General features: G+C 69.0%; 16 protein-coding genes and 1 tRNA gene. 4 read left to right on the forward strand and 13 right to left on the reverse strand.

Annotation, left to right across the window (positions count from 1 at the left end; genetic code table 11):
- Window positions 1–32: 32 nt before the first annotated feature.
- A complete protein-coding gene (locus tag OG329_RS21335; RefSeq protein ID WP_405797266.1) occupies window positions 33–2,537 on the reverse strand; it encodes an MFS transporter in 2,505 nt (834 codons plus the stop codon).
- 126 nt (window positions 2,538–2,663) lie between these two features.
- Window positions 2,664–3,179 (reverse strand): MarR family winged helix-turn-helix transcriptional regulator, encoded by a 516-nt coding sequence (locus OG329_RS21340; RefSeq protein WP_405797268.1) that lies wholly within the window; start codon window positions 3,177–3,179, stop codon window positions 2,664–2,666.
- A 236-nt stretch (window positions 3,180–3,415) separates the two neighbouring features.
- On the opposite strand from OG329_RS21340, the gene OG329_RS21345 reads away from it, so the two are divergent.
- Window positions 3,416–3,622 carry a hypothetical protein gene (locus OG329_RS21345; protein WP_405797270.1) on the forward strand — a complete coding sequence of 69 codons (207 nt, stop codon included), beginning with the start codon at window positions 3,416–3,418 and terminating at the stop codon, window positions 3,620–3,622.
- A 172-nt stretch (window positions 3,623–3,794) separates the two neighbouring features.
- On the opposite strand, the gene OG329_RS21350 is transcribed toward OG329_RS21345, so the two are convergent.
- The 4 genes from OG329_RS21350 to OG329_RS21365 all read right to left on the reverse strand — a co-directional run bounded on the left by OG329_RS21350 (window position 3,795) and on the right by OG329_RS21365 (window position 6,554).
- On the reverse strand, window positions 3,795–4,670 hold the full coding sequence (locus OG329_RS21350; protein ID WP_405797272.1) for an RNA polymerase sigma factor SigF: 876 nt from the start codon (window positions 4,668–4,670) through the stop codon (window positions 3,795–3,797).
- Window positions 4,671–4,891: 221 nt separating this feature from the next.
- Entirely contained in the window at window positions 4,892–5,776 is an 885-nt protein-coding gene (locus OG329_RS21355) for an RNA polymerase sigma factor SigF (protein WP_405797273.1), read from the reverse strand.
- 278 nt (window positions 5,777–6,054) lie between these two features.
- Window positions 6,055–6,348 carry a Dabb family protein gene (locus OG329_RS21360; RefSeq protein ID WP_405797274.1) on the reverse strand — a complete coding sequence of 98 codons (294 nt, stop codon included), beginning with the start codon at window positions 6,346–6,348 and terminating at the stop codon, window positions 6,055–6,057.
- Window positions 6,349–6,389: 41 nt separating this feature from the next.
- Window positions 6,390–6,554 carry a hypothetical protein gene (locus OG329_RS21365; protein ID WP_405797275.1) on the reverse strand — a complete coding sequence of 55 codons (165 nt, stop codon included), beginning with the start codon at window positions 6,552–6,554 and terminating at the stop codon, window positions 6,390–6,392.
- Between the two features lie 435 nt (window positions 6,555–6,989).
- On the opposite strand from OG329_RS21365, the gene OG329_RS21370 reads away from it, so the two are divergent.
- Together OG329_RS21370 and OG329_RS21375 are read left to right on the forward strand one after the other, a co-directional pair.
- The gene (locus OG329_RS21370) at window positions 6,990–9,179 is read left to right on the forward strand and encodes a discoidin domain-containing protein (protein ID WP_405797277.1); all 2,190 of its coding nucleotides are present in this window, start codon (window positions 6,990–6,992) and stop codon (window positions 9,177–9,179) included.
- Between the two features lie 125 nt (window positions 9,180–9,304).
- On the forward strand, window positions 9,305–10,174 hold the full coding sequence (locus OG329_RS21375) for a TIGR03621 family F420-dependent LLM class oxidoreductase (RefSeq protein WP_405797279.1): 870 nt from the start codon (window positions 9,305–9,307) through the stop codon (window positions 10,172–10,174).
- A 58-nt stretch (window positions 10,175–10,232) separates the two neighbouring features.
- On the opposite strand, the gene OG329_RS21380 is transcribed toward OG329_RS21375, so the two are convergent.
- The 4 genes from OG329_RS21380 to OG329_RS21395 all read right to left on the reverse strand — a co-directional run bounded on the left by OG329_RS21380 (window position 10,233) and on the right by OG329_RS21395 (window position 11,972).
- Window positions 10,233–10,320 (reverse strand) — tRNA-Ser (locus OG329_RS21380).
- 31 nt (window positions 10,321–10,351) lie between these two features.
- Window positions 10,352–10,795 (reverse strand): tRNA adenosine(34) deaminase TadA, encoded by a 444-nt coding sequence (gene tadA, locus OG329_RS21385; protein WP_405801944.1) that lies wholly within the window; start codon window positions 10,793–10,795, stop codon window positions 10,352–10,354.
- 89 nt (window positions 10,796–10,884) lie between these two features.
- Complete coding sequence (locus OG329_RS21390; RefSeq protein WP_405797280.1) at window positions 10,885–11,439, reverse strand: hypothetical protein; 555 nt, start codon at window positions 11,437–11,439, stop codon at window positions 10,885–10,887.
- Between the two features lie 254 nt (window positions 11,440–11,693).
- Window positions 11,694–11,972 carry a hypothetical protein gene (locus OG329_RS21395; protein ID WP_405797281.1) on the reverse strand — a complete coding sequence of 93 codons (279 nt, stop codon included), beginning with the start codon at window positions 11,970–11,972 and terminating at the stop codon, window positions 11,694–11,696.
- A 142-nt stretch (window positions 11,973–12,114) separates the two neighbouring features.
- On the opposite strand from OG329_RS21395, the gene upp reads away from it, so the two are divergent.
- Entirely contained in the window at window positions 12,115–12,750 is a 636-nt protein-coding gene (upp, locus tag OG329_RS21400; RefSeq protein ID WP_405797282.1) for a uracil phosphoribosyltransferase, read from the forward strand.
- A gap of 184 nt (window positions 12,751–12,934) precedes the next feature.
- Here the strand turns inward: upp and OG329_RS21405 are convergent, their stop codons facing one another.
- The 3 genes from OG329_RS21405 to OG329_RS21415 form a co-directional block, all read right to left on the reverse strand.
- Window positions 12,935–13,570 (reverse strand): LytR C-terminal domain-containing protein, encoded by a 636-nt coding sequence (locus OG329_RS21405; RefSeq protein WP_405797283.1) that lies wholly within the window; start codon window positions 13,568–13,570, stop codon window positions 12,935–12,937.
- A gap of 112 nt (window positions 13,571–13,682) precedes the next feature.
- The gene (locus tag OG329_RS21410) at window positions 13,683–13,979 is read right to left on the reverse strand and encodes a type II toxin-antitoxin system VapB family antitoxin (protein WP_014155093.1); all 297 of its coding nucleotides are present in this window, start codon (window positions 13,977–13,979) and stop codon (window positions 13,683–13,685) included.
- A gap of 252 nt (window positions 13,980–14,231) precedes the next feature.
- Window positions 14,232–15,785, reverse strand: a complete 1,554-nt coding sequence (locus OG329_RS21415) for a M28 family metallopeptidase (RefSeq protein WP_405797284.1) — start codon at window positions 15,783–15,785, stop codon at window positions 14,232–14,234.
- Between the last annotated feature and the right edge of the window lie 86 nt (window positions 15,786–15,871).

A 15,871-nucleotide genomic window follows, 5' to 3' on the forward strand; every position in this document is an offset into this window, starting at 1 on the left:
CCGGGGGCTTCGGATCACGCCCCGGACAGGACCTACTCGCCCGGGTGCGTGAGCTCGATGTCGTGGCCGTCGACGCCGTGCCCGGCCACGGTCAGGGCGCCGGCCACCGGCGGGTAGCCGGTCGCGATGACCGTGTACTCGCCCGCGTCCAGGTCCGCGAAGCCGTACGCCCCGTCGTCCCCGGTCGTCGCCGTGGCGACCACGTTCCCGGCCGCGTCGATCAGCGTGACGCGCGCGTCCGCCAGCGGACGCCGGTCGGCTCCCGCCCGGACCGTGCCCTGGACGAGCGCGCCCGCCCGCAGGACGGCCGCGACGCGGGTCACGCCCTGGGCGCCGATCTCCACCGGCAGGGCCAGCGGCCGGAAACCGGCAGCGTTCACGGCGACGGTCACCGTGCCGGGCAGCAGCTCCGCGAAGGCGAACTCGCCGCCCTCGGCGGACTTGCCGGTCGTCAGCACATCGCCGCGCACGTCGGTCACGATGACCATCGCGCCCTCGACGGGCGTATCGCCCTCCGCGCTGCGTACGGACCCGGTGAGGCCGCTCGTACCGGCGAGCAGGATGTCGTACGCCAGCGGCCCCGTCCCGACAGCCACCGTGGCGGCCTGCGGCTGGAAACCGTCCGCCGAGGCGATGAGGACGTACGAGCCGGGCTCGGGCGCGTCCACGACATACCCGCCGTCGTCCCCGGCGACCGCGCGGCCCAACTGGCGCCCGGCCGCGGAGATGAGCGTGATGGCCGCCCGTGGGACGGTCCCGCCATCGGCACCGCCCTGGCCGCCGCGTACGACGCCGTGGACGGGGATGCCGCCGGTGGCGTCCGGCGCGGGTGCCGCCGTCTCGACGGCGACGGCGACTGCGGTGACGCCGGCAGGTGCCTCGGCGCCGAGACCGACAGTCACCGGAACGGCCGGCGTGCTCTCCAGACTCTCCACCGCGTCCCCCGCGGCCCGCGTCTTCAACGCGACCTCCTTGATGAACAGCGTGACGAAGAACGCGAGCAGCGCGGCCGGCGCCGAGAAGAGGAAGACATCGGCGACGCCGTGCCCGTACGCCGCCTCGACCACGGTCCGCATCGGTCCGGGCAGCGTGTCCAGATTCGGGATGCCCCCGCCGCCCGTACCGGCGTGACCGGCCGCCGCGGCCTCCGGGCCGAGATCGGCCAGACCGTCCTTGACGTACGACGCGACCCGGTTGCCCAGCACCGCGCCCAGCGCCGAGACTCCGATCGCGCCGCCGAGGGAGCGGAAGAAGGTGACGACGGAACTCGCCGCGCCCAGGTCCTGCGGGGAGACCTGGTTCTGCGTGCACAGGACCAGGTTCTGCATCATCATGCCGATGCCGAGCCCCATGATCGCCATGAAGACCGCGATGTGCCAGTACTCGGTGTCGTAGCGGATGGTGCCCAGCAGCCCGAGACCGGCCGTCACCAGCACACCACCGGTGACCAGCCACGCCTTCCAGCGGCCGGTCTTGGTGATGACCAGGCCCGAGACCGTCGAGGACAGGAACAGCCCGCCGATCATCGGGATCGTCATCACGCCGGACATCGTGGGCGACTTGTCGCGCGCGAGCTGGAAGTACTGGCTGAAGAAGACCGTGCCCGCGAACATCGCGATACCGACGAACAGCGACGCCAGCGAGGCGAGGGTGATCGTGCGGTTGCGGAAGAGGCGCAGCGGGATGATCGGCTCGCTGGCCCGCGACTCGGTGAAGAGGAACAACGCGCCGAGCATGACCGTGCCGGCGAGCATCGCGTACGTCTGCCAGGAGACCCACTCGTACTTGTCACCGGCGAAGGTGACCCAGAGCAGCAGCAGCGAGACGGCCGCGCTGATGAGGAACGCGCCGGTCCAGTCGATCTTGACCTTGCGCCTGACCACCGGGAGCTTGAGGGTCTTCTGAAGCACGATCAGCGCGATGACGGCGAAGGGGACGCCGACGTAGAAGCACCAGCGCCAGCCGAGCCACGACGTGTCGGTGATGACACCGCCGATGAGCGGGCCGCCGACGGTGGCGACGGCGAACGTCGCGCCGAGGTAGCCGCTGTAGCGCCCGCGCTCACGCGGGGCGATCATCGCGGCCATGATGATCTGGGCGAGCGCGGTCAGACCGCCGACGCCGATGCCCTGGACGACGCGGAAGACGATCAGCGTCCCCGGGCTCTGGGCCAGTCCGGCCGCCGCCGAGGCGACCACATAGAGGGTCAGTGCTATCTGGACCAGCAGCTTCTTGCTGAACAGGTCGGCGAGCTTGCCCCACAGGGGAGTGGTCGCCGTCATGGCCAGGAGCGACGCGGTCACCACCCAGGTGTACGCGCTCTGTCCGCCACCGAGGTCGGAGATGATCTCGGGCAGGGCGTTGGTGACGACCGTCGAGGAGAGGATCGCCACGAACATGCCGAGCAGCAGACCGGAGAGCGCCTCCATGATCTGACGGTGCGTCATCGGTGTGCCGGGGTCGGCGGAGGCGGGGGAGCCGCCGCCGTGCTTGGCGTGGCCGCCCCGTACACCCGTTGGTGTGGTGGTCGTAGCCATTGAGTTCCTTGTCTTACGTCTCTTATGTCTCTTACGTCTGTCGCCGCGCGGGCGCTTCTCGCTGTACGGGCGCGGACGCGGGCTCAGGTACGGGTGGCGGGATCAGATACGGGATCAGATACAAGATCAGAGGGCGGGATCGGATACGGGATCGGATACGGGCGCGGATACGGGATCGGATTCGGGCGCCGGGTCGGCGGCGTAACGGCCGGGCCGGCAGTCGCCGAAGTTGTCGCGCAGGCGCGCCAGCATGGTGTTCAGTTGTCCGACCTCGTCGTCGGTCCAGTCGGCGAGCGTCCGTGCGAAGACCTCGGTCGTCCGTCGCGCGAGTTCGTCGAGCAGGTCGTGGCCCGCCGGTGTGAGCCGCAGGATGCGGGACCGCCGGTCGGCGAGGTCGGGTGCGCGCTCGATCCAGCCGCGCTCCGCCAAGTGCGCCACATGCCTGCTGGTCACGGACATGTCCACGGCCATCAGCTCGGCGAGGCGGCTCATCCGCATCTCGCCGTGTCGCTCCAGCACGGTGAGTACGGCGGCCGCGCCGCCCGGACAGTCGGGTGGCAGGACGCGGGAGAGTCCCCGTTTCACGGCCCCGATGGCGCTGAGCTGACGGGCCAGTTCCGCGTACTGGCTCTTGGCGGCCATGCCCCTGCCCCTCCCCATGTTGTTGCTTAGGGCAACCATAGAAGCGGTTGGTTGCTGAAGGCAAACTAAAAGAGGGCATCGGCGGTAAAGGAACCCAAAAGGCTTCGCATATGCGAGGTCAATGCCGTGCGCAGGGCCGGATCGGCCCGGAAAACGCCGCCGTACGGGCCCGGAGAGGGCCTTGGGACGCCCCCGGGGGTTGGGCGGGGTCACCGTGTTCGCTAGGGTCCTGGCCCATGGCACACAACCCCCATGCCCCGCAGGGCCCCGAGGGAAATCCCGACCCCGCGGGCAACACCCAGATGTTCCGCGCCTTTGTCGACGAGGGTGAGCCACAGCGTCGGCAGGCGCCCCAGCAGAGCGGATCGAAGACCGGACTGATCGTCGGCGTCGTGGCCGTGATCGTGATCCTGGGCGCGGTCGCCTGGCTCGCGCTCGCCTGACCGCCGACAAGCAGGTCGACGGGGGGCCGACAGGCCCCGTAACCGGTACGTCTCGCTCGTGACGGTGGCGCCCCGCTCCATGCGGGGCGCCACCGCTGCGACGACACTCCGGTGACTCCGGTGACTCCGACGAGGTGTCGTGCTCGCGGTGACGCCCGCGATCAGGCTGCGATCAGTCCGCGATGAGCCCTTCCCGCAACTGCGCGAGCGTGCGGGTCAACAGGCGTGAGACATGCATCTGCGAGATGCCGACCTCTTCGCCGATCTGGGACTGCGTCATGTTCGCGAAGAAGCGCAGCATGATGATCTGCCGCTCGCGGGGCGGGAGTTTGGCCAGCAGCGGCTTCAACGACTCCCGGTACTCCACGCCCTCCAGGGCCGTGTCCTCGTACCCCAGCCGGTCCGCGAGCGAGCCCTCGCCGCCGTCGTCCTCGGGGGACGGCGAGTCCAGCGAGGAGGCCGTGTACGCGTTCCCGACCGCGAGGCCGTCGACCACGTCCTCCTCCGACACGCCCAGCACCAGGGCGAGTTCGGGAACGGTCGGCGAGCGGTCCAGCTTCTGCGCCAGATCGTCGCTGGCCTTCGTGAGCGCCAGGCGCAGCTCCTGGAGCCGGCGGGGCACGCGCACGGACCACGACGTGTCACGGAAGAAGCGCTTGATCTCGCCGACGACGGTCGGCATCGCGAACGTGGGGAATTCCACGCCCCGTTCGCAGTCGAACCGGTCGATCGCCTTGATCAGGCCGATCGTGCCGACCTGGACGATGTCCTCCATCGGCTCGTTACGGCTGCGGAACCGGGCCGCCGCGTAACGCACCAGTGGCAGATTCAGCTCGATGAGGGTGTCACGTACGTAGGTGCGCTCCGGGCTGTCCTGGGCCAGCACCGCGAGGCGCAGGAACAGGGAGCGGGACAGAGTGCGGGTGTCGATGGCTTCCGGCTGGGACACGCGCGGTTCGGCCGCACGGTCGAGAGCATCCGGTGCATCCGGTGCCTGGTCGCCCTTGTTGAGCGTGAGCACCTTCGAGCTGCCCTGTTCTACGGACATGCCACCCCCTTGAGGTCGCTGACGGTCGCGGTGGCCGCTCCCGTCGAAGGAACGCAGCCTCCACCTGAATACCGGCGGTGGGACTGCGGCAAACGCGGTTCCAGCAGAATGTCACATGTCGTCAACACGCTGTAGCGCCAAGTCGACATATCTGCACCGGAATATGGGGGTATGCGAATTTGCTGCTGGTGGGAGCCCTGCGGGGTTACTACCCGGAAGAGCTACGCCTCGATCCTGTTTGCGGATCGCAAACGCGCGAAGCTGCGCGCGAGGAGCCTTGACACATGCATCTGGGAGACGCCCAGCTCCTGACTGATCTGTGACTGCGTCAGGTTGTTGTAGTAGCGCAGCATCAGGATGCGCTGTTCGCGCTCCGGCAGTTGTACGAGCAGATGCCGGACCAGATCGCGGTGCTCGACCCCGGCCAGCGCCGGGTCCTCGTAGCCGAGCCGGTCGAGCAGCCCCGGCAGCCCGTCGCCCTCCTGCGCGGCCTCCAGAGATGTCGCGTGGTAGGAGCGGCCCGCCTCGATACAGGCCAGGACCTCCTCTTCGGAGATCTTCAGCCGCTCGGCGATCTCGGCGGTGGTGGGCGAGCGGCCGTGAGCCGTCGTCAGGTCCTCGGTGGCACCGGTGACCTGGACCCACAGCTCGTGGAGCCGGCGCGGCACGTGCACGGTCCGTACGTTGTCGCGGAAGTAGCGCTTGATCTCGCCGACGACGGTCGGCATCGCGAAGGTCGGGAACTGCACGCCGCGGTCCGGGTCGAACCGGTCGATCGCGTTGATCAGACCGATGGTGCCGACCTGGACGACGTCCTCCATCGGCTCGTTACGGCTGCGGAAGCGGGCGGCGGCGTAACGCACGAGCGGCAGATTCGCCTCGATGAGCGCGCTGCGGACCCGGGTGTGCTCCGGGCTGCCGCGCTCCAGATCCTTGATCTGGGAGAAGAGCAGTTGTGTCAGCGCCCTGGTGTCGGCGCCCCGGGTCTGCGGCGTCGACGGCCGTGGCTCGGTCTCGCTCGGGGTCTCGACGAGGGGTGCCGCGGCTCGGGACTCGGCTCGGGGTTCGGCTCGTGACTCGGTACGGGGTTCGATCTGGGGCGGCATTTGAGGCGTTGTACTGGCCGGCACGGTCACGCCACCCCTTTGCGGTCAACTACGGTCAACTCATCCGTTCAAAAGCGGTCATAGCATCACAAGACATGCCCACTGTGTGCAAGCACCAGAAAACTCCGTGTTGACGGTGAGGCCGCTGCTCACGCCCTGCTCACGCCCTGCTCACGCGCGAAAAGCCCCACACCGCCGAGGCGTGGGGCTGGAGGGTGACGGGAGGACGGCCGCGAAGCGTCAGGAGCGCCGTCGGCTCGAAATCCGGTCGGAAGCGATCAGAACTCGTAGTCGGCGATCACCCAGGTGGCGAATTCTCGCCACTGCCCGACGCCCGCCTGATGGTCAGGGTGCTCCAGATACCGGGTCAGCGCGTCGGCGTCGGCGACCGCCGAGTTGATGGCGAAGTCGTACGCGATCGGCCGGTCGCTGATGTTCCAGCCGCACTCCCAGTACGCCAGCTCCGGGATCTTGCCGCCCAGCTCCGCGAACGCCCGCGCGCCGGCGGCCACCCGGGGCTCGTCGCGCGAGACGCCCTCGTTGAGCTTGAAGAGGACCAGGTGGCGGATCAAGGGGATCTCCTAAGTGCGGCGGGTGTCGCTTTCGGCCGCCGTTACTGTACGAGCTCGGTCATGAAGTCGCCGACACCCTCGGCCGCGCTCGCTATGCCCTCGAACCCCACCTGGACAAGATCGGCGGACCGTTCGGGTGAGGTGATGATCGTATACAGCACGAAGACAATGACCAGATAGAGCAAGATCTTCTTCGTTTGCACCATCAGCGCTGCCTCCCCTGCCGTCCCCGGTGCGATCGGTGCGATCGCGTGAGTCTAACCATACGAACAGGCCGCCCCTGAGACCGATTTCGATCACCCGCGTGACCGCTTCCGGCCAGACCGGATCGATGTGCGGTCGGCGCCGCTCGAACAGGGCGGCCGTACGCGACATATGACGCACTCACGCCGTCAGGACCTGAACGCATACTCCGCGAGACATATCGCGAACCGGATCAAATGCCCCGTGAAGTCGGTTAGTTGTTGATCGAACGGCGACCGAGGACGGCCGGTACGTGCACAACTCTTGACGTGTACGAAACACGGGAGAACCATCTGCCGTAACGAGAGAGCGCTCTCTGCTACGCCTGATTCTGCCGTACCTCTCCACCGTGCGTCCCGAACTCCCCCTCGTCGTCCGAGACTTCAGGAGATCCGCCCATGCACGCTCCGCCGTCCGTTGCACCGGTGTTCAGGAGATCAGCCCCAGTCCGCCGCCGCGGCATCGCCGCGTCAGTCGCCGCCACCCTGATCGCCTCCCTGCTGATGCTCATCCCCGGCACGACCGCCGCGAGCGCCGCACCGACCCTGCTCTCGCAGGGCAAGCCGGTGACGGTCTCCAGCACGGAGAACGGCGGCACCCCCGCCGGCGCCGCCGTCGACGGCGACAACGGCACCCGCTGGTCGAGCGCCGCTGCCGACCCGCAGTGGATCCGGATCGACCTCGGCTCCACGGTCGCGGTCAGCCAGGTCGTACTGCGCTGGGAGGCCGCGTACGCCAAGGCGTACACGATAGAGCTGTCCACGAACGGCACCAGTTGGACCGGCGCGTACTCCACCACCACCGGACCCGGTGGCAACGAGACGCTGACCATCTCCGGCGACGCCCGCTACGTACGGCTGACGGGCACCGCCCGCGCGACCCAGTACGGCTACTCCCTCTGGGAGTTCCAGGTGTACGGCGAGAGCGGCGGCCCCGGCGGCCCGATCCAGGGCGGCGGTGACCTCGGCCCGAACGTCAAGGTCTTCGACCCGTCGACGCCCAACATCCAGGGCACGCTCGACCAGATCTTCGCGCAGCAGGAGAAGGCCCAGTTCGGCACCGGCCGCTACCAACTGCTGTTCAAGCCGGGCACGTACAACAATCTCAACGCCCAACTCGGCTTCTACACCTCGATCTCCGGTCTCGGCCTCAAGCCCGACGACACGAACATCAACGGTGACGTGACCGTCGACGCCGGCTGGTTCAACGGCAACGCCACCCAGAACTTCTGGCGTTCGGCCGAGAACCTGGCCCTCAACCCGGTCAGCGGCAGCAACCGCTGGGCGGTCGCGCAGGCGGCCCCGTTCCGCCGTATGCACGTCAAGGGCGGGCTCAACCTCGCACCGAACGGCTACGGCTGGGCCAGCGGCGGCTACATCGCCGACAGCAAGGTCGACGGCCAGATCACGCCCTACTCCCAGCAGCAGTGGTACACCCGCGACAGCGCCATCGGCGGCTGGGGCAACGGCGTGTGGAACATGGCGTTCTCCGGGGTCGAGGGCGCGCCCGCGCAGACCTTCCCCAACCCGCCGTACACCACGCTGAACAACACCCCCACCTCCCGCGAGAAGCCGTTCCTGTACCTGGACGGCAACACGTACAAGGTCTTCGTGCCCGCCAAGCGCACCAACGCGCGCGGCGTCTCCTGGAACGGCACCCCGCAGGGCGAGTCCCTGCCGCTCGACCAGTTCTACGTGGTCAAGCCGGGCGCCACGGCGGCCACGATCAACGCGGCGCTCGCCCAGGGCCTGCACCTGCTGTTCACCCCGGGCATCTACCACGTCGACCAGTCCATCAACGTCAACCGGGCGAACACCGTGGTCCTCGGCCTCGGCTACGCCACGATCATCCCGGACAACGGCGTGACGGCGATGAAGGTCGCCGACGTCGACGGCGTCAAACTGGCCGGCTTCCTGATCGACGCCGGACCGGTGAACTCCCCGACGCTGCTGGAGGTCGGCCCCCCGAACGCGTCGGCCTCGCACACCGCCAACCCCACGACCGTCCAGGACGTCTTCATCCGCATCGGCGGCGCGGGCCCCGGCAAGGCGACCACCAGCATGGTCGTCAACAGCGACGACACGATCATCGACCACACCTGGATCTGGCGGGCCGACCACGGTGACGGCGTGGGCTGGGAGACCAACCGCGCCGACTACGGCCTCCAGGTGAACGGCGACAACGTGCTCGCCACCGGGCTGTTCGTCGAACACTTCAACAAGTACGACGTGCGGTGGAGCGGCGAGAACGGCCGGACGATCTTCTTCCAGAACGAGAAGGCGTACGACGCCCCGAACCAGGCGGCCATCCAGAACGGCTCCATCCAGGGCTTCGCCGCGTACAAGGTGGACGACTCGGTCGTCAACCACGAGGGCTGGGCGATGGGCAGCTACTGCAACTACACATCGGATCCGAACATCCGTCAGGAGCACGGATTCCAGACGCCGGTGAAGCCGGGGGTGAAGTTCCACAACATCCTGGTGGTCTCGCTCGGCGGCATGGGCCAGTACAACCACGTGATCAACAGCACCGGATCACCGACGTCGGGCACCTCGACGGTCCCGTCGAACGTGGTCAACTTCCCGTAACCGGTGGCGCGACGCGATCAGGGGCCGGCCTCTGATCGCGTCGCGCCGCTTACCGGAACAAAACCCACCGAAGTACCCTTCCCGAGACATCCCTCTCATCGGATCGCTCTCACCGGGAGGAAGCCATGCCCACCCGCCCCTTCCGTTTCGGCGTCAGCGTGCCGGCCATCGGATCGCGCTCCGCCTGGCAGGCCAAGGCCCGGCAGGCCGAGGACCTCGGGTACGACGTACTCCAGGTCCCCGACCACCTGGGCGCGCCGGCCCCGTTCCCCGCCCTGGTCTCCGCCGCCGACGCCACCACCACCCTGCGGCTCGGCACCCTTGTCCTCAACGCCGGCTTCTACCGGCCCGCGCTGCTGGCCAGGGACATCGCGGACACCGATCTGCTCACGGACGGCCGGCTGGAGGTCGGCCTCGGCGACGGATACGTGGAAGACGAGTTCCGTACGGCGGAGCTGCCGTACCCCCCGGCCGAGGAACGCGCCGTCAACCTGGCGCACACGGTCGCCGAACTGCACCGCATGTTCGCGACCCCGGACCAGCTCCCCAAGATCCACCGGAGCCCCACCCCACCGCTGCTGGTGGCCGGCCTCGACAACCCCACACTGCGCCTGGCGGCCCGCGAGGCGGACATCGTCGGCTTCCCGGTCATGGCACTGACGACCCCACCGGGCGCGGACCCCCAGCAGACCCTCACCGACCGCGTCGCCTACGTCCGCGCCGAGGCGGGCGCCCGCTTCGGCGCCCTGGAACTGAACCTGTTCGTGGCGGCGGTCATCCTGACCCCCACCCCCGCGGCCCTGACCCGCGTCCGCCGGAAGTCCCCGAACCTGACCGAGGACCAGGTCCTGCGCCTCCCCCAGATCCTGACGGGCCCGGTCCCCCGGATCACCGAGACCCTGCACCGCTACCGCGACACACACGGCCTGAGCTACTTCTCGGTCCGCGCCGAGCACATGACGGACTTCGCAGAGGTCATCAACGCCCTGCGCTGACCCACCGGCCCCACGCGAAGGGGCGGACCTCATGAGGTCCGCCCCTTCGTCCTACCAGCGGTAGCGGTGGGATTTGAACCCACGGTGACGGGTTACGCCACACTCGCTTTCGAGGCGAGCTCCTTCGGCCGCTCGGACACGCTACCGAGAGAGAGCTTAGCCCAAGGTGGCCCGTGCTCAGAAATCGATAATGCGGCGGTCCCGGAAGAAGTCCGTCAGCAGTTGTGAGCACTCGTCGGCGAGTACGCCGTGGATCACTTCCGGGCGGTGGTTGAGCCGGCGGTCCCGTACGACGTCCCACAGCGAGCCCGCCGCGCCCGCCTTCTCGTCGAGCGCTCCGTACACGACCCGTGCCACCCGCGACTGTACGAGGGCGCCCGCGCACATCGTGCACGGCTCCAGGGTCACCACCAGCGTGCAGTCGGTCAGCCGCCAGGCGCCGAGTCTCGCCGCCCCTCTGCGCAGGGCCAGGATCTCGGCGTGCGCGGTGGGGTCGCCCGTCAGTTCGCGTTCGTTGTGGCCCGTGGAGAGCACCGAGCCGTCCGGGGACAGCACGACGGCACCGACCGGCACATCGCCGGCCGGCGCCGCGCGTGCGGCCTGGTCCAGGGCGAGGCGCATCGGCGCCCGCCACGGGTCACGCACCGGGTCGGTCGCCGGATCTGCCTCCGGTTCGCTCACCGGCTCGCTCACCGGGTCGTGCTCGGTCACTAGCGCGCGGTCTCCAGCACCTCGGAGGCGCCGAGCGCGTCCGCGATCTCGGACATGGCGTCGGTCTCCAGCGCCAGCAACTCCGCTTCCGGCAGACCCAGGTCGGCGAGGATCGCGCGGTCGCCCGCCGGTCCCGCCGGTACGGCTCCGGGACCGGTCGCGACGGCGGAGCCGATGCTGTCGTCGGTGTCCTCCGTGTCCTCCTGATCTTCAGTCTCGCCGTCCTCGGTTCCGTCGAGGTTCAGCGTGTCCAAGGCGTCGGCGAGGTCGTCATCGTCCCCGCCGAGCAATTCGTCCGTGAGGATCTCCCCGTACGAGGAGCGTGCGGCCATGGCCGCGTCGGAGACGTAGATGCGAGGATCCTCCTCGCCCTCCACGCGGAGCACGCCGAACCAGGCGTCCTCCTGCTCGATGAAGACGAGCACCGTGTCCTCGTCCACCGAGGCTTCGCGAGCCAGGTCGGTCAGATCCGACAAGGTCTCCACGTCATCGAGCTCTGTGTCGCTCGCTTCCCACCCGTCTTCGGTGCGCGCGAGCAGTGCGGCGAAGTACACCGTGACTCTCCCACTGGTCAGAGGTGAACGATTCGGCGGTGCGCTGCGCTCTGCCCCGCCCACTTACTCGGAATCGTGGCAGAAAGCAGGCGATTGCGAGAGGTCTTCCACCGTTGCGTCGTGCAGGCATTTTTTTGGCCGGGGCCGGACGCGGGCCGGGGCCGGTGGGTGGCAGGCCCGTGGGGCGGGGGGCGGACGGTGCCCAAGTGGCGGTCCCACGACGGCCGGAGGGCCGCTGGGTGACCTGCGGGCGACTACCAGCGGAAGGTCCGCATCCGCATCTGCTGGCGCATCCGGGCCGCGCGGGCCTGGCGAGGTTTCACCCGCTCGCGCAGGGCCTTGGCCTCGTTCAACTCCCGCAGGAACTGCGCACGCCGCCGCCGGCGGGCCGCGCCGCTCTCGTCCGACACGAGATCGGGGGTCGGGGTGGTCCCCTTGTACGGGCTCGAGTCGGCCCGCCCGTCCTCCCTGTCCCCGTCCCCGTCCCCGCCGCCGTCCCGCTCCTGCGGATTGCGCCGCTGCCCGTCCGGCATCGCCGCCCCACCACCCCACGACTCGGTTGGCTGTGTCCTCGGTGTCCCCGGTGTCCCCTGTGCGTGTGTCCATTCACTTCCCTGCCGACGGGGGATTGATGCCAGCGGAGGCCGCCGGCCGGGCCACGGTTACTGTGGTGGCATGCGGATTCATGTCGTCGACCACCCGCTGGTCGCGCACAAACTCACCACGCTGCGCGACAAGCGCACCGACTCCCCTACCTTCCGACGCCTCGCCGACGAGCTGGTCACCCTGCTCGCGTACGAGGCCACCAGGGACGTGCGCACCGAGCAGGTCGACATCGAGACTCCGGTGACGCCGACCACGGGAGTGAAGCTGTCTTACCCGCGGCCTCTCGTGGTGCCGATCCTCCGGGCCGGTCTCGGCATGCTCGACGGCATGGTGCGGCTGCTGCCGACCGCCGAGGTCGGTTTCCTCGGGATGATCCGTAATGAGGAGACGCTTCAGGCGTCGACGTACGCGACCCGGATGCCCGAGGACCTTTCGGGCCGGCAGGTGTACGTACTGGACCCGATGCTGGCCACCGGCGGCACGCTGGTCGCGGCGATCCGCGAGCTGATCAAGCGCGGCGCCGACGACGTGACGGCCGTGGTGCTGCTCGCGGCGCCCGAGGGCGTCGAGGTGATGGAGCGCGAGCTGGCGGGTACGCCGGTGACGGTCGTCACGGCGGCGGTGGACGAGCGGCTGAACGAGCGCGGGTACATCGTGCCGGGGCTGGGCGACGCGGGTGACCGTATGTACGGGACGGTCGTCTAGGTCCTGTCCGGCGGATCTTCGGGGATCAGGCCGGGGCGGCTGGTGCGGTGCATCGCAAGGCGGAGGATCATTCTCGTACTGGACGTACTTGGATGACTCCGACAACGCAGGGAGGTGCCGTGCCAGGCGTCCCGGACCCCCGAAGATCCGCCGGACAGGACCTAGGGCAGGTCCTGGAGCCTGCTCAGCAGGGGCCGCCGGGGGTGGGCCTGGTCGTGGTCAGGGTGGCCAGGGTGCGGTCCGCGTCCTTCTGCACGCTCAGGCTCTTGAACGCCGTGCCGAGCAGCAGATCGACGTCCTTCGTCTTTCGCGCGTCGTGCTGGGGCTTCGCGCCCTTCAGTTGGGCGCCGAGCACCGTGAAGGACCCGTCCGCCGCCGCCGGGGCGCCCAGCAGTATTCCGGTGCCCGGGATCTTCTTGTCGAACGCCGCCGGCGCGTTGCCCACCTTGCCGATGACGAAGCCGCGCTTCTTCAGCTCGTCCGCGGTGGTCTTGGCCAGTCCGGCGCGCGGTGTCGCGTTGTAGACGTTGACCTTGATCTGGGCCGGCTTCGGCAGCGTCTTGACCGCAGCCGCCGACGCGGACGGCTTGCAGTCGGGCTCGCGGCCCGAGGCGGTCGTGGTCTTCTTCTTCGATCCGTCGTCCGCTGTGAACACGTCGACGAGCTGTACGGTCCCCCAGCCGACCAGGCCGAGGGCGACGACACCCGCGATGGCCGCGAGCACGATCCTGCGGCGGTGACGGGGAGGACGCATGCGGGGGTACTTGGCACCCGTAATGCGATATTTGCCGCCCATGCCAGGGGGGGTGAGCATGCTCATGGCCGCAGCGTAGTGCGCGGCGGTAGTGATTCCTACTAAATGATCAATAGGTTGGGCCCATGGGGGCCGGAAAGACCCCGAAAGGCTCAGTCCCGCGCCGGTTGAGGGGCCGTCAGCCCATTTCGAGCACGCGTGCGTGCAGCACTTGCCGCTGCTGGAGTGCCGCGCGGACGGCACGGTGCAGTCCGTCCTCCAGATACAGATCGCCCTGCCACTTCACGACATGCGCGAAGAGGTCTCCGTAGAAGGTCGAGTCCTCGGCGAGCAGCGTCTCCAGATCCAGTTGGCCCTTCGTGGTGACGAGCTGGTCGAGGCGGACCGGGCGCGGCGCGACATCCGCCCACTGCCGGGTACTTTCCCGGCCATGGTCGGGATACGGTCGCCCATTTCCGATGCGCTTGAAGATCACACGGAAAGCCTACCGGGCGAGCGCCTTCGGGCGCAGCCATGGCGCGGTGGTGCAAAAGGATGCATACGGGTCAAAGTAGGGGCGGTGTAAGAGTGGAACCGTCCCGTCCGGTGACGTAGCAGCCCCTTTCGCCTTCTGTCACAGCCTCCTGAGGAGGTGTGAGCGCGCGCAGCGGGCGCCGGGGGAACCTGCTCCCTCCGACGCCCGCCGTGCGTGGCTGTCAGGCCGTCAGTCGGTCAGTCGGTCAGGCCGTCAGGCCCTCGTCTCCTGGCCGTGCTCGTGATCGTGCGCGTTCGACGCGCCGACGCCGGTGTCGCCGCCCGTGGTGCGCTCCACCTTCGCCGTGGCGGCCTGCGCCGGGGCCTTCGCGGTGAGCGGGCTCAGGTCGTGGGCGTAGTGGCCCACGGCGTCGGCGATGACGTCGATGTTGACGTCGAACGCCTTCTTGTCGATGTTGTCCAGGTCGTCACAGGCCGCGTGGTAGCAGGGGTCGTACGCGACCCCGGCCTCGCCGCCGAACTTCGCCGCCTGGGCCTCGGTCTTGATGCCCTCGGCGCCGGTGAAGGTTCCCCCGGAGGGGATGCCGACCTCTATGAACGGTCCGTAGTCGGAGCGGCCGGTGAAGTCGGTGCCCTCGTGCGGCTGGTCCTTGCTGTCGAGGAAGTCGGTGATGCCCTTCTCCAACTGCGCCGAGCCCTCCGGCCCCGGGCCCTCGCCCACGCCGTCCGAGTTGTCGCCGTCGTACACGAACTGGCCGAAGTTCGGCGACGCGATCATGTCGAAGTTCAGATAGAGCTTGATCTGTGCGGCCTGCTCGGGGCTGAGGCCCTTGACGTAGTCCTCGGCACCGAGCAGCCCCAGCTCCTCCGCCGACCACCAGGCGAAGCGCACCTTGTTGGCGGGCTTCTCGCGGGACTTGGCGAGATCCAGGGCGACTTCGAGCAGACCGGCGGAGCCCGACGCGTTGTCGTTGATGCCCGCGCCCGCGGTGACGGAGTCCAGGTGGGAGCCGAGCATCACCGTGTTGGCCGCGTTGCCGCCCCTGGTCTCGGCGATGACGTTGCGGGTGGTGCGCTGCTCCTGGAGCTGACGGATGTCCAGGGAGAGCGTCACGGGGCCCGCGGCGGCCTCGGCGGCGAGCTTCGCGCCCTCGGCCTGGGTGACACCGCCGGTGGGGATCCTGGCCGCGGCCGGGTCGCCCAGGGTGCCGCTGAGGACGCCCGTGGTGTTGTTCGAGACGATCGCGGCGACGGCGCCCGCGCCGGCCGCCGTCTGCTGCTTCGTGGCGAAGTCGCAGCCGCCGCGCTGGATGAGCGCGATCTTGCCGGTGAAGGCTCCGGCGGCGTAGTCGGTGGGCTCGCAGCCGGTGGTCGCGTCGACCGGTACGACGGCGAGGCCGGCCTGTATCCCGCCCTTGGGCGTGGACTTCGTGTACGACATGGCCTTGATCTCGGAGTCGCGCGGCGTCGGCGCGGTGACCTTCAGCGTCTCGGCCTGCGTCTCGATGTACGCGAACTGGAAGGTCTCGTACGAGACGTCGTAACCGGCCTTCTTAAGGAGGCTGTACACGTACGCGGCGGAGGCGTCGTGGCCGAGCGAGCCCGCCGCGCGGTGGCCGTCGGCGGCGTCGGCGATGTCCTGGAACTTCTGGAGGTGCTTGTAGGCGTCCTTGCCGGACGCCTCCTTGACGAGCTTCTTGGAAAGCTTCGCCGCGTCCTTCGCCGGGTCGGGCCGGTTGTGCGCGGAGGCGGAGGATGCGGACAGCAGAAGCGGGGCGGCGAGCGCGGTGGCGGCTGCGACTGCCATGAGTCTGCGGGACGTTGCGTTCACAGGGGTCCTTCCGATGCGAACGAGTGCGAAACAAGCTGGAACGAGCGCGAGCGGTGTGGAGT

The organism is Streptomyces sp. NBC_01506 (assembly GCF_045040295.1).
GTDB lineage: Bacteria > Actinomycetota > Actinomycetes > Streptomycetales > Streptomycetaceae > Streptomyces.

What these genes read in the sequence shown, in the direction of transcription:
- OG329_RS21335 (WP_405797266.1), bottom strand. Translation starts at nt 2,537, where the DNA reads ATGGCTACGACCACCACACCAACGGGTGTACGGGGCGGCCACGCCAAG.
- OG329_RS21415 (WP_405797284.1), bottom strand. Translation starts at nt 15,785, where the DNA reads ATGGCAGTCGCAGCCGCCACCGCGCTCGCCGCCCCGCTTCTGCTGTCC.
- OG329_RS21355 (WP_405797273.1), bottom strand. Translation starts at nt 5,776, where the DNA reads ATGCCGCCCCAGATCGAACCCCGTACCGAGTCACGAGCCGAACCCCGA.
- OG329_RS21375 (WP_405797279.1), top strand. Translation starts at nt 9,305, where the DNA reads ATGCCCACCCGCCCCTTCCGTTTCGGCGTCAGCGTGCCGGCCATCGGA.
- OG329_RS21395 (WP_405797281.1), bottom strand. Translation starts at nt 11,972, where the DNA reads ATGCCGGACGGGCAGCGGCGCAATCCGCAGGAGCGGGACGGCGGCGGG.
- OG329_RS21340 (WP_405797268.1), bottom strand. Translation starts at nt 3,179, where the DNA reads ATGGCCGCCAAGAGCCAGTACGCGGAACTGGCCCGTCAGCTCAGCGCC.
- OG329_RS21345 (WP_405797270.1), top strand. Translation starts at nt 3,416, where the DNA reads ATGGCACACAACCCCCATGCCCCGCAGGGCCCCGAGGGAAATCCCGAC.
- OG329_RS21365 (WP_405797275.1), bottom strand. Translation starts at nt 6,554, where the DNA reads ATGGTGCAAACGAAGAAGATCTTGCTCTATCTGGTCATTGTCTTCGTG.
- OG329_RS21350 (WP_405797272.1), bottom strand. Translation starts at nt 4,670, where the DNA reads ATGTCCGTAGAACAGGGCAGCTCGAAGGTGCTCACGCTCAACAAGGGC.
- upp (WP_405797282.1), top strand. Translation starts at nt 12,115, where the DNA reads ATGCGGATTCATGTCGTCGACCACCCGCTGGTCGCGCACAAACTCACC.
- tadA (WP_405801944.1), bottom strand. Translation starts at nt 10,795, where the DNA reads ATGCGCCTCGCCCTGGACCAGGCCGCACGCGCGGCGCCGGCCGGCGAT.
- OG329_RS21405 (WP_405797283.1), bottom strand. Translation starts at nt 13,570, where the DNA reads ATGAGCATGCTCACCCCCCCTGGCATGGGCGGCAAATATCGCATTACG.
- OG329_RS21370 (WP_405797277.1), top strand. Translation starts at nt 6,990, where the DNA reads ATGCACGCTCCGCCGTCCGTTGCACCGGTGTTCAGGAGATCAGCCCCA.